11 protein-coding genes, 2 tRNA genes and 1 rRNA gene are annotated in these 16,037 nt (G+C 39.4%); 4 read left to right on the forward strand and 10 right to left on the reverse strand.

Annotated features, from left to right (window positions below):
* Positions 1-28: 28 nt before the first annotated feature.
* The 3 genes from SULBA_RS12530 to SULBA_RS12540 form a co-directional block, all read right to left on the reverse strand.
* A tRNA-Ala gene (locus tag SULBA_RS12530) sits at positions 29-104 on the reverse strand.
* Between the two features lies 1 nt (position 105).
* Positions 106-182: transfer RNA gene (locus SULBA_RS12535), tRNA-Ile, on the reverse strand.
* 90 nt (positions 183-272) lie between these two features.
* Positions 273-1,781, reverse strand: a 16S ribosomal RNA gene (locus tag SULBA_RS12540).
* 477 nt (positions 1,782-2,258) lie between these two features.
* On the opposite strand from SULBA_RS12540, the gene SULBA_RS12545 reads away from it, so the two are divergent.
* Positions 2,259-2,966: a Bax inhibitor-1/YccA family protein gene (locus SULBA_RS12545; protein ID WP_014770665.1), complete on the forward strand. Its 708-nt coding sequence runs from the start codon at positions 2,259-2,261 to the stop codon at positions 2,964-2,966.
* Positions 2,967-3,015: 49 nt separating this feature from the next.
* Here SULBA_RS12545 and SULBA_RS12550 read toward each other — a convergent pair whose 3' ends face one another.
* From SULBA_RS12550 to SULBA_RS12580, 7 genes are all read right to left on the reverse strand, one after another.
* Positions 3,016-3,558: an isochorismatase family protein gene (locus tag SULBA_RS12550; protein WP_014770666.1), complete on the reverse strand. Its 543-nt coding sequence runs from the start codon at positions 3,556-3,558 to the stop codon at positions 3,016-3,018.
* A gap of 187 nt (positions 3,559-3,745) precedes the next feature.
* A complete protein-coding gene (locus tag SULBA_RS12555) occupies positions 3,746-4,063 on the reverse strand; it encodes a hypothetical protein (RefSeq protein ID WP_014770667.1) in 318 nt (105 codons plus the stop codon).
* A 78-nt stretch (positions 4,064-4,141) separates the two neighbouring features.
* Complete coding sequence (locus tag SULBA_RS12560) at positions 4,142-5,362, reverse strand: rhodanese-like domain-containing protein (RefSeq protein WP_014770668.1); 1,221 nt, start codon at positions 5,360-5,362, stop codon at positions 4,142-4,144.
* A 32-nt stretch (positions 5,363-5,394) separates the two neighbouring features.
* Positions 5,395-6,660, reverse strand: a complete 1,266-nt coding sequence (locus tag SULBA_RS12565; protein ID WP_014770669.1) for a polysulfide reductase NrfD family protein — start codon at positions 6,658-6,660, stop codon at positions 5,395-5,397.
* The gene (locus SULBA_RS12570; RefSeq protein ID WP_014770670.1) at positions 6,648-7,313 is read right to left on the reverse strand and encodes a 4Fe-4S dicluster domain-containing protein; all 666 of its coding nucleotides are present in this window, start codon (positions 7,311-7,313) and stop codon (positions 6,648-6,650) included. The genes SULBA_RS12565 and SULBA_RS12570 overlap by 13 nt, the downstream gene beginning before the upstream one ends.
* Before the next feature lie 2 nt (positions 7,314-7,315).
* Positions 7,316-9,739, reverse strand: coding sequence for a molybdopterin-containing oxidoreductase family protein (locus tag SULBA_RS12575; RefSeq protein WP_014770671.1), 2,424 nt, complete (start codon positions 9,737-9,739; stop codon positions 7,316-7,318).
* Positions 9,740-10,093: 354 nt separating this feature from the next.
* The gene (locus SULBA_RS12580; RefSeq protein WP_014770672.1) at positions 10,094-10,780 is read right to left on the reverse strand and encodes a methyltransferase domain-containing protein; all 687 of its coding nucleotides are present in this window, start codon (positions 10,778-10,780) and stop codon (positions 10,094-10,096) included.
* Positions 10,781-10,939: 159 nt separating this feature from the next.
* On the opposite strand from SULBA_RS12580, the gene SULBA_RS12585 reads away from it, so the two are divergent.
* From SULBA_RS12585 to SULBA_RS12595, 3 genes are read left to right on the forward strand one after another with little or no spacing between them, the layout of a single operon-like run.
* On the forward strand, positions 10,940-12,514 hold the full coding sequence (locus SULBA_RS12585) for a FecR family protein (RefSeq protein ID WP_014770673.1): 1,575 nt from the start codon (positions 10,940-10,942) through the stop codon (positions 12,512-12,514).
* Positions 12,514-13,815, forward strand: a complete 1,302-nt coding sequence (locus SULBA_RS12590; RefSeq protein WP_014770674.1) for a tetratricopeptide repeat protein — start codon at positions 12,514-12,516, stop codon at positions 13,813-13,815. Before SULBA_RS12585 ends, SULBA_RS12590 begins: the two co-directional genes overlap by 1 nt.
* Positions 13,816-13,818: 3 nt before the next feature.
* On the forward strand, positions 13,819-16,035 hold the full coding sequence (locus tag SULBA_RS12595; RefSeq protein ID WP_014770675.1) for a CHASE2 domain-containing protein: 2,217 nt from the start codon (positions 13,819-13,821) through the stop codon (positions 16,033-16,035).
* Positions 16,036-16,037: the final 2 nt, after the last annotated feature.

Here is a 16,037-nt window from a genome sequence, read left to right on the forward strand (position 1 = left end):
AGCAATCTTTCACCATCTCTCTAAAAAATGGTGGAGAATAGCGGGATCGAACCGCTGACCTCCTGCGTGCAAAGCAGGCGCTCTCCCAGCTGAGCTAATTCCCCATGGTGGGCTTAAGAGGACTCGAACCTCTGACCTTACCCTTATCAGGGGTACGCTCTAACCACCTGAGCTATAAGCCCCTTTTTCATTCAATCTCTCAAAACTAAATAAGCTTCCCTAGACAAGTGCTCGCCGGAGCACCATTGTGAGATAGTGCCCCTATACTCTAGAAAGGAGGTGATCCAACCGCAGGTTCTCCTACGGTTACCTTGTTACGACTTCACCCCAGTCGCTGAACCCACCGTGGTCGGTAACTAGTTTAGTATTCCGGCTTCGGGTGAATTCAACTCCCATGGTGTGACGGGCGGTGAGTACAAGACCCGGGAACGTATTCACCGTAGCATATCTGATCTACGATTACTAGCGATTCCAGCTTCATGAAGTCGAGTTGCAGACTTCAATCCGAACTGAGACTAGGTTTTAAGATTTGCTCCACTTCGCAGTATCGCGTCTCTTTGTCCTAGCCATTGTAGCACGTGTGTAGCCCTGGCCATAAGGGCCATGATGACTTGACGTCGTCCTCACCTTCCTCCTCCTTACGAAGGCAGTCTGTTTAGAGTGCTCAGCCAAACTGTTAGCAACTAAACACGAGGGTTGCGCTCGTTGCGGGACTTAACCCAACATCTCACGACACGAGCTGACGACAGCCGTGCAGCACCTGTCTCTAAGTTCTAGTAAACTAGCACTCCCATATCTCTACAGGATTCTTAGGATATCAAGGCCAGGTAAGGTTCTTCGTGTATCTTCGAATTAAACCACATGCTCCACCGCTTGTGCGGGTCCCCGTCTATTCCTTTGAGTTTTAATCTTGCGACCGTACTCCCCAGGCGGCACACTTAATCTGTTAAGTGCATTACTGCAATGACTAGCATCGCAACAACTAGTGTGCATCGTTTAGGGCGTGGACTACCAGGGTATCTAATCCTGTTTGCTCCCCACGCTTTCATGCCTCAGCGTCAATAATGTTCCAGTAGATCGCCTTCGCAATCGGTATTCCTAGTGATATCTACGGATTTTACCCCTACACCACTAATTCCATCTACCTCTCCCATATTCTAGTAAAACAGTTTCAAGAGCAGTTCAACGGTTGAGCCGTTGGATTTCACTCCTGACTTATATTACAGCCTACGCATCCTTTACGCCCAGTGATTCCGAGTAACGCTTGCACCCTCCGTATTACCGCGGCTGCTGGCACGGAGTTAGCCGGTGCTTATTCATAAGGTACCGTCATTATCTTCCCTTATAAAAGGAGTTTACACACCGAAATGCGTCATCCTCCACGCGGCGTTGCTGCATCAGAGTTTCCTCCATTGTGCAATATTCCCCACTGCTGCCTCCCGTAGGAGTCTGGACCGTGTCTCAGTTCCAGTGTGCCTGATCATCCTCTCAGACCAGGTATGCGTCATAGCCTTGGTAGGCCATTACCCCACCAACTAGCTGATACAATAAAGCCCCATCCTTTAGCGATAAATCTTTCCCAACTTACCTTATAGTAAGAAGGAGTATGGGGTATTAGCAGTCGTTTCCAACTGTTGTCCCCCACTAAAGGGCAGGTTAGCTATACATTACTCACCCGTGCGCCACTAACAAAATAAGCAAGCTTATTTTATCCGTTCGACTTGCATGTGTTAAGCACGCCGCCAGCGTTCACTCTGAGCCAGGATCAAACTCTCCATAAAGTTTCGTTCTTTTAGCAGACAGCAAAGCTGTTTTAAAGAACCAAATACTAAAGCACAACGCAAGCGTCGCACCAAAGCTATGAAGTGTTTTCTTCAATGACTTAAAGTATCTCTTTTTTTTCAAAGAGTTGATAATCTCTTTTTTCGCGTCACTGACTAAGGTCGCTTATTTAGATTTCAAAGATTGAATTTGACATTGTTAAAATGGTAATGAACTTGAAGCAAATCCCCTACTTTGGGTGCTTCTCTTTAACCCCGTTCTCTCAAACGAGGACGAAATTATATACCCATGTCCCTTAAAAGAAGATTAAAAGATTTTAAACGAAAATGGATATTTATTTTCATATACAATTTGATTAATTTTTCATTTACTCTCTTTCCATATAATAGAGAACACAAAATAGCATTCCTTCTGATTAATTTTGATAGAATATGTCTTGTGTAAATACTGTTATTAACATCTAAAAGGAGAATCACATGGGTCTGTATGATCGAAATTACATACACCAACACTCGCATGAGGGTGCCTATGAGCATGCAAAAGGCAAAGAAAGTTCTATAGGACTTTTCATTAAGCAAACGTATCAGCTCTTTGCAGCTTCTCTTCTTGCCGCAAGTGTTGGGGCATATGTAGGTATAGGTATGGCAAGTACTGTTGCCTCTTGGTTTTGGGGAATTGTTATTTTAGAGTTTGTCTTTTTGTTTGGGCTTTATGCTGCAAAACGAAAAGCAGGTCTTAATTTAATATTGCTTTTTGGCTTTACTTTTCTAAGTGGGTTAACTCTCGCACCTTTACTTTCGAGTATTTTAGGGTTAAAAGGTGGAGCAAATATTGTTGCTAACGCATTTATTTTAACAACAGTTGCTTTTGGTGGACTTTCAGTTTTCGCAATGAACACGAAAAAAGATTTTACAACCATGGGCAAAATGTTATTCATTACATTAATCGTTGTTGTTGTTGCTGGATTGATTAATATTTTCTTTCATAGTCCTATTTTGCAACTTGTTATTGCAAGTGTTAGCTCCATATTGTTTAGTGCATTTATTCTTTACGATACACAAAACATTATCAGAGGTGCTTATGAAACACCTATTGAAGGGGCTATTGCTCTTTATTTAGACTTTTTAAATCTTTTTATATCACTGCTACAAATTCTTGGGATTTTTGGTTCTAGAGACGAGTAGTACCGTGCGGGGCAAAATGTTATGCAGGCCCCGCTCTTATTTATACCAGTTACTTCACAAGTTGGCTGATAATTTTAAATGCTTCATGCGTAGCACTTCCTAGAAATTCAAACAAAATTGATTCCGTTGAACCTAAAAGACACCCCTCTTGTTCTAAACGACGAAGGGCTAAATCGTGATTGACTTGTTTTCGAGAACCCATCGCATCTGCACATGCGATAACATCAAAGCCTTTCTCAAGGAGATCCATAATACTTTGTTGCACACAAATATGACTTTCTATTCCTGCAACAATCACCGTTTTTACATGTAAAGTTTGTAATGTTTGCATCATATCTTCATTAAGGCAACAACTAAAGGTAGATTTTTCATAAACAGGCAGATTCCCTAAACATTGCGCAACAGAAGATATGGTTGCGCCCAATCCCTTGGTATATTGTTGATTGCATACAATGGGAATACCTAATGCTTGAACTCCTTTAATCAAGGTGATCAAATGTCTTTCAAGCGCATCTGCATTTTCAATATGAGGAAAAAGTTTTTCTTGGACATCAATAAGTAATAATACAGAGTGTCGAGAGTCTAAACGCATAAAAAACCTCTTTATATTCAAAATATATTGACAATTTTATCTGAATCTTTATGTGAAAAGGAAGTTAATCTCAATTGTATGGAGAAGCAAAAGAGGAGTATCGGTGTGGGCGAGAGCATAACTCCCACCCTAATTTTAGACTAACGTAAAATATACAGATGTGGGCAACAACCTGTTGCTTTCACATTTAACATGCTGGAACGTTACCACTGTCACTTGCATAGTTAAACAAAAAGTCATACACATGTTCAATATAAGAATCTTTCAAGGGCTTTGCATTTGGACAAAATTTCAACATTTCATCATTGAGCTTACCACTCTCTTGAATCGCTTTCCACTCCGCTTGCGTATGTTTTTTTGCCATAGTAGCACCATCAAAACCGCAAGGACCTTTAAGCTCTTTAATAAAAAGTTTTTGACCTTTTCCTGCATCAGCAAGGGCTGCTGTACTTAGAAAACTTATACTTACCATAATTGCACAAAGCAATTTAAAGAATTTTGACACTCTATCTCCTTATATTAAAATTGATTTTAGAAATATAGAGATATAACATCTCTATATTTCTTTACATGTAATAGTTAATTAACCTAAAGGCTCATTCACTTTAATTTCACATTTATTTGAAGTATCGCATTTGATATTTGCATCAAAGAAAAAGACACGACTCACATCCACTTTGGCATCTTTAAGCTTCATTTGTGCTTCCATCGCACGACCACCTGTGGCACAATTGATAATAACAACTTTACCCTTAGGAAGTTTGGCTGCAAAATCAACTGCGCTCATTTTACCTGCTTCAATATTGATGGCGCCTTTAATATGACCATTAGTAAATTCTGCTGGACTTCTTACATCTATAATCGCTACATTAGCAGGTACTGTTCCTGCTACGATGTGTGCTTTATACCACTCGCCATCAACAGATCCTTCATCAACACCCAGTTTCACGCCATCAACCATAGCTGGTGCTTTTGGTGTTGCGTCAGCTTTGACTTCGGCTTTTGACTCACCTTTCGTTGTTTGAAGCTTTGCCTCTTTCCATGCAGGAAGTCCGCCCGCATAAACACTTACTTTTGTATAACCTAATTCTAAGAGTTTATTGGCAACAACATGTGATTTATGACATTCATAACCTGCACAAAACGTAATAATAGGTGTATTTTTATCTACAGGGAATCGACCCATTAATTTGGGAAGTTCATCATCATTCATATATATAGAACCAGGAATACTCTCTGCTAAAAATTTAACGTACGGTCTAGCATCCATCATCAACGCACTACTGTTTTTAAATGCACTTTGTGCAACAGGAGTTCCTACTTCTAAATAACTCTTAGTCGCCCACTCTGGCTCACCTGCTTGGTAAAGTTTTACGTTTGTAAAGCCTTTACTTTTCAAATGACCTGCAACAATAGGACTTTTTTCACAATCCCATCCACCACAATAAACAATAATCTCTTTATCTTTAGCCACTTTGTCAAGCTGTCCGATGTATTTATCAATTTGTGTATCAGGAATATTCAAACTAGATGGAATGGTTCCTCCTAAATATTTAGGATTTGGACGGGCATCAATTAAAAGCGCCTTTGCACCACTGCGTGTGCCATTGCCAATGGCAGCTTTAACATACGCATAATCAACATCTTGAAGTTTAAATTTCTCTATCAAGCCTTTGACGTGAGGTGTTGGTGCATTTAAAACTTTTGCACTGGGTGCCGTACCTGCTTCTGGTTGTGTCGCTGTACATCCACTAAGAAGCAAACCTGCAACGACGATACTTGCTCCAAAAATTCTTAACTTCATTTTTTCTCCTTTAAAAGTTTAAATTTCACGTATTAATGATGTTCTCTGAAATCACTTACAGAGAGAACACTATCAAACAGTTTATAGACAATCATAATCACACCTAAAGAACCAACAACAATCAGTATCTCACCTAAATGAGGAGCTACATAATTAAATGATTTTTCTAAAGCGTAAAAATCATATTTTTCGTAACCCAACCCAAAACGATTTGACATTGGATTGGCATTGCCACCATAGACGAAAATATAACGTCCAACAAAACCACCTATCACCACACACACAGATGCAAGCAGGGTATAGAGTGATTTACCTGGTTTGAAAATAAAGAAAAATGGTAAAGCTAATGTCAATAAGATATAACCTCCAAAATAAATAGGTTTAAAAGGTCCAAAAAGAATTAAAAAAGACCAATCTTTGTCAACTGTCATATACCCAAAAACTTCATAAAGTGCTAGGATAGAAACAAAAAATAACATCGCTTTTCTAATTAAATCCATTAATTCATTATATTCTTCTTTATTTTTGTGTACTAAGTAACTGTAAATACCCATAACACCCAAAGAAGAAACAAAGGCTGAAATAATGAAATAAAACGTCAAAAATGGAAACTCTGTCCAGAGATGACGTGCGGTATTCATAGAAAATAGCTTCGCTTGAATATAATACTCCACCAAATCCACGCCAATGCTTAAAACCAAAATAGGTAAAGCTAAACGTTTAGCCCACTCTCTTTTATTCGTCAAAAGTAAGTAAATTTCAAATAGAACAAAAGGGATATAGGTACAATAAAGCGGTAACATCAACCACATACCTGCACTTATATTTGGCGTTAAAACCATCCACAACATATTAAGCATATTCAAATCCGTTGCGATGGTAAACAGTCCAGCAAATACCATAGATAGACCAACAGCCATAAATCCAGCTGCTGCTTTGGCAATGACATGAAACCCCATCAACTCGGCTAAGGCAACAAGAAAAATCACTCCACTGCCTGTGTAAATCATGTACATGTAATTCACGATAAACAGTGTCCATGGAATGTTACGATTTACCTCTCCCACATCACCAAATACGGCTAAACGCATTGCCTCTTTGAGTGCAGGATCCGTTGGATTAAGACCTGAAGCATGCGCATTGGCTGCTGCGCTAAAATACCTCACATCAAAAATCTCATAAATACCGACCATCGCTAATGCCATAAAGAAATAGCCAAGAAGCATTGTTTTATTAAATAAGAGCCCAAAAATAGAAATCTTGTTAATTTCAAGACCCATAAATGTTATTTTTTCCATTCTTTACTCCTTCTATTTTTTGCTTCTTCATAAAGAGGTTTAATGTCATCCCATGTATGAATAATGGTGTCATGCGAGACACTCTGCTTTGCATACGCTTCATCATCGGGTAAGATGTAAAAAAGCTTTGGCAAGGTATTGGTATACTCTTTTTGAAAGAAAAAGCGTTTCGTTTTAAGTAATTTCACCAAATCACTGTTCTCATCGTCCAAATCACCAAAAAGTCTTACTTTGGTTGGACAGGTTGCTTGACAAGCTGTTGTCCCACCCGCTTCTAAAGAACGATGATCACAGAAAGTACATTTATCAACAGCGACCATGGTATCATCCACAAAACGTGCATCATAAGGACATGCTTCCATACATCCTTTACATAAAATACATTTATGCGGTTCAACTTTAACAATACCGCCTTCTGCAAAATGACTTGCATTGGTTGGACATACACTCACACAAGGTGCATCAATACAATGGTTACATTGAGAAGGATAAAGATTGGCAAATGGCTTTCCAAAAATAGTTCCCTCAACAACTCCTACCCAAATACGTTGTTTATCAGCGCCTAGCTGGACACCGTTTTCTTCTTTACACGCTACTTCACACGCTTTACAGTTAATACAATTTTGATAATCTAATGCCATTGCGTAATTCATTTTTACACCCTCCTCAGCGTTACAAGCGTGTCATGCATATTGGCACAACCATGAACTGGCTCTATCGTATCTTCAATAATTTCATTATCGCTTGCTCCATTGCGATGTGCAAAGGTTAATCCATCTGATTTTGCACCAAAGCCATGAATATAAAATACCGTTTGTGGAACAATTTTTGGTGTTGGATAGGCTTTAATGCGTACTTGACCAACACTGCTTGTTACTTCAATGTTATCACCAAAGCGAATACCTAATTTTTGAGCTTCTTTATCATTAATCCATAAATAGTTCTCACGCATTAATTCTAAAAGCATAATATTATTCGCTGTTGAACTTTGTGTAAATTGCGCATGTCTGCCTGTGATAAATTTAAATTTTCCTTCAGGAACTTTGACATATTCTTCATCATGCCACGTTGGCATAGGGTCTATTTTTCGAGCAACCATACTAGAAAGATAACACTCAACTTTTTTATTTGGAGTATTAAAAGAACGCTTTAACTCTGCAATATCCGTTGGATTGACACATAAATCATGTAAATACGCTTCTGGGTCATACTCTTCTTCTAGTTTCAAAACAGAATAGAATTTTTTATCTTTTGGATAATACTCATAGGTATTGTTATCTATTTTTTTGAAATAGGTAAGCATATTAGGATAAAACACCCCTTTTTCTCTCAAAATTTTCCATGCATCTTCTCCGTATTTACTCACCACCATATGATGATTGGTCTCTTCTTGAGAGTGCATAAATGGTTCTGCTAAATCAAAGCCACCCTCTTCAAAAACGCTCTGTTCATCCTCTTCTTCAATCGCCTCTTGTACATCTTCATCATATTTTTTGGTAATTTCCCACAGTGGCTGTGTCAATTTTTGTGCTAACTCACGCATAATGTCATTGACAGGCTTTGTCTCGTACATAGGCTCAATGACCTTTTCACGCAAAATTATGGCAGGCTCAACTCCTGCAAACGATTGAACAGGGTCTTCTCTCTCAAGATACGTACACTCAGGTAAAATAACATCTGCTAACATTGCTGTATCGCTTGGCATCGTATCAATCACCACAACCAAATCCATTTTTTCAAACATTTGACGTGTTTTTGCAGAATTTGGAACAGAGAGCATTGGATTTTGTTTATAAACAAACATACCTCGAATCGGGTACGGTGTTTTACCTTCTGCTACCATATTTCTCCACCCCACCCATGAACCTGTAGCACCCACAACAGCTGCTACATTTTTATCAATACGAGGCTGTGCATTGGCATACATCGGCGCACTCACGGCATGATCACCTAAAGGCAATTTTTTACCAAAAACGATACCACCTTTAACATCAATGCCTCCACCTAGCGCCGTAAAAAGCGCCATAGCGCGTCGTAGCTGAAAATCATTTTTTGACCACGTAGTCCGTCTGCCTTGATAATAAACAGATTGTGGGGCATGTGCCATAAAATCATGCGCTATTTTACGAATTTCTGAAGCAGAAATGCCTGTAATTTTTTCAGCCCACTCAGGGGTATAACCACCCTCAAGGATATGTTTTTCATATTTATCAAAATCAACAAAATTCTTAGCGACATACGTACGATTGTAGCTCTTCGTGCTAATTGCCACATACGTCAATGCTAAAACAAACGCCAAATCCGTACCAGGTCGGATTGGTAAATAGGTATCTGCGTGCATGGCGGTATTGGTATAGCGAGGATCAACCACCACAAGCTTCATGCCTCTGCCACGTGTGCGTTTAAACATATCCATTGTATCAGGGGTTAAAATCGCTTCTGCACGGTTAGCTCCTGCCATAATGACATATTTGGCATTTTCTAAATCAGCTTGACCATACCCACCAATGGTTAAGGTGTAGCCAGAAACAGCCGTTTGCAAACAAATAGTTGAGTGATTTAAAAAGTTAGAAGAACCAAATTTATCTGCCATAAATGTTTTAAAGGTATGCTCTGCCAAGCCCTCACCTGCGCAATAGCCAATACAGGAGCGATTATCCTCTTCCTCATCTAAAATTTTCACCAATTTATTTTGGATGTATGCATAAGCTTCATCCCATGATACACGACGGTATTGACCATCGCCTCGCTCTCCTGCTCGAATTAAAGGATATTTTAGACGATCAGGATCATACACAGCATGAATACCAGCAGCCCCTCTAGCACATAACATATTACGTGATTTTGGGAAAAGAGGGTTAGGTTCTAATTTGGTGACAATGCCATTTTTAACATGCGCAATAGCAGCGCATTTATTCACACACATTTCACAAATGGTTGGAACTTCCTTCATCAGCAAATTTTCAGGTTTCTTATCTGAGTTTGCTAAAATGGATGTGCTACTTAGTGCGGTTCCACCCACAACACTTAGTGCGACACTTCCTTGAAGAAATCTCCTTCGTGAGATCTCTACTTTCATTGCATCTCCTTATTCTCTTTGGCTCTTAAGCTTTAAACGCTAAACAACACTTTTAACGCATATCTTGTAACATCCATTGTAAAGGTAAAATCTTAGAAAGAACTTACAAAAGGTAAAAAAAAATGAACAAAAGGTATATAAATAGTGTAAAATATCGAATTGATGGGCATTTGATAAGAGGTATTTTTTCTATTTTTTTGGCATTTTATTCTTAAAAAGGTTAAATTTATTAAACCTTTCATGAAGTATTTTCATCAAAAAAACCAAAAAAAATAAATTAGGGTCAATTTTTTTATTTAAGTTTAAATAAGAAAGTAGATGTTCTTTTATAAGTGTAGATTATACATTGTAAGTTTATTTAGGAAATCCCCAAACAAAAAGTACCTCATATTCAAGATAGTCATAAGGATAATGAGTAATCAATGCTTTGGTTTGTGTAACACTTAACTGCTTTTGCCCTCCACTAACACCACTTTTTTTAATGTGACGGAATTTTGAAAGATTGTCTTCAAAATATAGACGAAAGGTTTTGGTTTCTACTTTACATGTAAAGAGAGTTTCAAAAAGCGAAATAAGGGCTTGAGCATTTGGCAAAAAACGGTTTAAGCCACTCATTGAATACAGCGTATCAAAGGTTTTATCGGTAAAAATAGCAAAAGCACCCTCTTTGCAGGACAAAGCAATTTTGTGAATCAACGCTACAATATCATCTGCCCATTGTAAAGCAGACGAAGAGAGGATGAGATCGTAGTGTGTCTCAAAAAGGTGCGATGATTCAAAACGCTCACACATGAGTTTTACGTTTGAAGACTTCGGATGAAGGTTGCACATATTAATGGCACAATCAACCCCAATAAAGCGTTCAAAAGGCCATGAAATATTCTTAAAAACAGCTCCACTGCCACATCCCAAATCTAAAATTTTCTGAGGCTGTGTGCTAATATGTGAAACCAAATAGTGTGCTACTTCTTGTTGTAATGAGGTATAAGCATCGTAGCAGTAAGCATTTTTTGAAAATTCTTGAATGTGTTTTGCTATCATCTGTCTTAAAATACCTACTTTTTTTTAAAAAAAATTATACCCCCAAATGGCTAAAAAGTGACTTTTAAACTTACATGTAAAGAAAAGTATCAAGAGTCCTACATTCTTTTAAGAAATCTTTTCATACAATAAACCATACTTCTCACACAAAGGTCTTGCATGTCTAAATGGGGGCGTTTAGTAATTGCACTGTGGCTTATTGCAAGCACACAAGTCTGGGCATCTATTGGAAAAGTGTCGCTTCTTAAAGGAGAAGCTCTTGCGTTGCGTCATCAAAACACCGTAGCACTCTCTAACGGTGCGCTTATAGAAGAGCATGATGTCATTCACACACAAGCGAAAAGTCAAATTCAACTTATTTTTGAAGATAAAACCGTTATTACTTTAGGTAGTTCTACGGTTATGGATATTCAAGAATACCTTCATGAATCCACACAGCCGAAGGCAAAGTTTAAATTTAATCAAGGCACCTTTAAAACCATCACTGGTGCCATTGGGAAAAAAGCTCCTGAAAATTTTCAACTTGAAACCAAAACAGCGACCATTGGTATTCGAGGTACCATCATAAGAGGCGAAACAGGAGATGAAGGAGATATCATTGCGTGTTTGCGTGGGCGTATTCTCGTGATGTCTCGCCATACAGGTGTTACCGTTGAAGTTCCAGCAGGTCAATTTACTGCCATTCCACTAAACCAAGACCCAACACCACCGCAAGAAACAAGAGAGGTTTTTTTTAGTGAATTTTTAGCACAAAACCCTTCAGGCTCACCCTTGCCTAATACGCTTGATTCGGTAGAGGACACCAACAATGAAAACCGTGCAAAAACTCATTACAATGCCCCAAAAATAAGAACAGGCACACTAACACTTCAAGGACTTGCAACACCCAATACCAATGACTTCCCTTATTTCCTATTAGACTTTAGTATCCATCGCTCTACCGCCCAAACCACAGGGGGGATGTATGTGCCTAATCCTGATCTTGATTTAGTTTATGGACTCGGCACACCCACAGGTGGACTAGCCCACGCATTTATAAATCATGGTAATGTTGTTGTAACCTACATTGATTTAGCAACCTACATTGAACAGGACGATTATGCACCTAACTTTGCAACATACAGCCACGACCAATTGTTCGCTCGTGTCGGTTTTGTTGATTCCGCAAACTCACTAGGCTACTTTGGTACCGCAACAAGCACCGATGCAACAGCATCGCAGTACCTTTCATGGGGCGTTTGGGGCACAACCCAATTGGATGAAAACAACCCTGATTTAGAGACAGAAAATTATTGGGTAGCAGGTTCTACCCGTACGCCTGAGAGTAAAATTGAAGCCTTAATGACCCATAACACAACCTATACCTATACAGGGAAAGTGTTAGGAAAAACCTATGTTGGCTCGTCATGGAATGCAATTAATACCGATACCTCAAATGTCAATTTAATTTTTAACTTTGGCTCCACCTCAACCATAAACAGTGCTAGTTCTATTACGTTCAGTTCCAGTGCAGGAGATAACTGGGTGCTTAAACCCAATACCAGCTCCATCACGTCAAGTGGATTTAGTTTTGAGACCTCATTGGGCACCAATGGCGGAACAATAGATGTGAGTAATGGCTCAATCCATGGGCAATTTTTTGGTGCCAATGCGCAAGCCATTGGCGGAACCATCCAAGCGTGTGGCGATAGCTGTACCAACAAAGCCGTAGGTGTCTTTAAGGCGGTACGATAATGAAAACACTGCCAAAAGTACTGCTCAGCTTACTAACCAGTAGCCTTCTTGTAGCAGGCACGCCTTATGAGCAACGCTTTGAAGAAGCAAAAAAAGGGTTTGAAGCAAAAGAGTATGACAAAGCCTATGATTTACTAGATACGTTGAGTGGCGAAATGGCAACTCATGCCCAAGTGCACTTCTATTTAGGCTTATGCGCCATAGAGCTTCAAAAATACGATGAAGCTTTAGCGGCATTTGATAGGGTACTCATACTTGATCCCAATCATGTACGTACGAAACTTGAAATTGCCCGTATTTATTATATTTCAGGGCAATACGAACAAGCCAGTGTTGAAATCAAGTCTGTACTGATGGAGAATTTACCTTTTGATGTTAAAAATAATGTTGAATCTTTTAAAGCCAATTTAGAACAAAAACTCACTAAAACTGCATGGCTTGCTAGTGTGAGTATTGGCGTCATACACGATAGCAATGCAAACAATACGGGCATGTCACAATTTAACTATTTGAGTTTTCCCATTAATTCAGATAAAGAAAAAAGCGATACCTACATGTACACCAGTGCAGGGCTTACGAATATCTATGATATAGGTCAAAGAGGAGATTGGTTGGTCGAATCCAATGCTCTTTTTTATCTCAAGATGAATCGCCATATTCAAGACAATAACCTTGCGCTTGTCTCACTGAGCACAAAACCCTATTGGACGCAAAACGCTTATAGAATTGGATTTCCCATCAGTTTTGATCGTGTTTACCTCTCAGGGGAAGGCTATGCAAAAGTACTTCAAGCAGGTATGGAAGGAACGTATCTGATAGATGAAAAATCGATGTTGCTCCCTAGTGTTTCCCTGAAGCGAACTGCTTACAGTGATGATGATACCCTCGATGCCAATGCTCACCTATGGGCACTTACCTATAAACGCTCTTTTGGAGATGACCCTATTATTCTCAGTATTGGGAGTAGCTATGAAAAGAGTCATAAACTACGAGGAACAGGACTAAATGTCGACGCAGACACATGGACACATAAAATAGAAGCTTCCAAAGAGCTGATGAGACAGCTTACAGGCTCACTCTACTACGCCTATGAAGATAAAGATTATGATGTAAAAGATTTTGGATTTAACAATCCTCATCGCAAAGATAAAGAAAACACCTACAGTGCAAGCTTGAGCTATGCCCTGAGTAAAACCTCAAGCCTCAATGCAATCCTAAGCTATAAGGATCAAAAATCAACACAAGAACCGTATGAGTATTCCAAAAAAACGGTTGGGTTAAACTACATTAAAAGTTTTTAGCCCATGAAAAAAACTTTGGCACACGGCATCGCCACCCTTTTTATTATCATAGGAGCGGTGATGGTGTCTCTCTATTTTCCTTCATTTTGGCAACCCTTTGAGTATAAAATAAAAGATTTAATGCTCCAAAGCAGAGGTGAAATCAAAGGGGATACCAATATTGTTATTGTTGATATTGATGAGAAAAGCCTTCATACTTTAGGGCAATGGCCATGGAGCAGAGATATGATGGCGACCCTTCTACAAAATCTCAATGACTTAGGTGCTAGCATTATCGGATTGGATGTTGTCTTTGCAGAAGCAGACAAAAGCTCACCTCAAAGCGTTGTTAAAACATTGGGATTGCCTTTTGAGCATCTGCTTGATTATGACGCACTTTTTGCACAAACCATCGCACAAACACCGACCATTTTAGGTTATGTTTTCGCCTTAAATCCAGATGCCATTGAGCCCAAAGGCATTCCAAAATCCGCAGCAATAATCCTAGAGCACAACCGCCCTGAATTCTCATCACTTCTAAAACCCTATCGTCCTATTCTTAATATTCCACCCCTTCAAGAAGCCGCCTACTCAAGTGGCTATTTTAATACCATCCCCGATAGCGATGGTGTGGTACGAAGCATCCCTTTAATCATGGCATACGATGGCATCATCTATCCTTCCTTGAGTCTTGAAATAGCACGTATTGCCTTGGAGGAAAAACAGATTCATATTCAGTATGATGAACAAGGCATGGAGCATATTGCTTTAGGAGAACACCGTATCCCCACCGATTTCTTTGGGCGTATGATGATCAATTATCGTGGTAGCCAACACAGCTATCAATACATCCCCGCCATAGATGTTTACACGAAAAAGGTCGATGCGTTACATGTAAAGGATAAAATTGTGCTTATTGGAACTTCTGCTGCAGGACTTTTAGACCTTCGCAGTACCCCTTTTGAGAGTGTTTATGCTGGGGTAGAAGTGCATGCCAATGCCATTGATAATATCTTGCATCAAGACCATATCGCAAAACCCGTGTGGACATGGGGTGTTGATCTTCTTAGTATCACGCTTCTGTGTCTGCTTGTCTTTGCTCTTTTACTGCTTCCTAGTGCCATGCTGAGTTTTATAACCCTTATTGTCCTCAACACACTTCTCATAGGAGTCCATTACGCTAGTATGGTCGATTATGGCATACTTTTCAACACCGTTATCCCCATACTGGCGATGAATAGCCTCTTTATCATAGGAGAGGTGATCAACTACTTTCTTGAAATCAAACAAAAAGAGCTGATTAAACATAAATTTGCAAGCAAGGTCAGCCCTGCGGTTATGGAGAGTATTTTAACCTCGGGTGAGACTGTTTTACAAGGTATTGAAAAAGAAATTACCATTTTCTTCTCCGATATACGTCGCTTCACAGCTCTTTCAGAAGCGTCAAGCTCCCCAAAATCGCTGATACACCTCATAAACGCCTATATGGATCCGATGAGTCAAATCATTATTCGTAACGAAGGTACGGTGGATAAATTTATTGGGGATGCCATTATGGCCTATTGGAATGCCCCTGTTGACACCTATAACCACGCCGATAAAGCAATCATCAGTGCTTTAGAGCAACTCCATTACCTCCCTACGCTAAATGCCAAACTAAAAGAAAATCCTGAGTTTTCAACGATTGCTGCCATGGCTGAGGAAAAGGCAATGCCTATTATTGACATAGGCATTGGTATTAATACAGGTATTGCGGTGGTGGGGGAGATGGGAACAGAAAATCGAAGCGATTATACCGTTATTGGCGATACCATCAATCTAGGCTCTCGCATAGAGTCTTTATGTAAATATTACCATGCACGCCTTATTATCTCTCATTTCACAAAAGCACAGCTTGAGGGTGATTATATCCTTCGGTTTTTAGATTTGGTCACCGTCAAAGGCAAAAATGAGCCTGTTGAATTATGGCAAATTCATGATTTTAACACACCTCAAAAAGAACCTCTTTATCCACAAAGTTACGAAGCGCTTCAAAAAGAACTGACCTCCTATCACGAAGCCATTGCCCTGTATAAAGAGGCTCGCTTTGAAGAAGCCCTGCACCGTTTTAAAACCCTTGAGCAAGAACCCAATAAAAGCAATGAAGGCATTTATACACTTTATCGAGAACGCTGTGAGCACTACTGTGCCTTTCCCCCTGTAGCATTTAACGGGGTATTTATACATACCAGCAAAGGATAACC

Source organism: Sulfurospirillum barnesii SES-3 (genome assembly GCF_000265295.1).
Classification (GTDB): Bacteria; Campylobacterota; Campylobacteria; order Campylobacterales; family Sulfurospirillaceae; genus Sulfurospirillum; species Sulfurospirillum barnesii.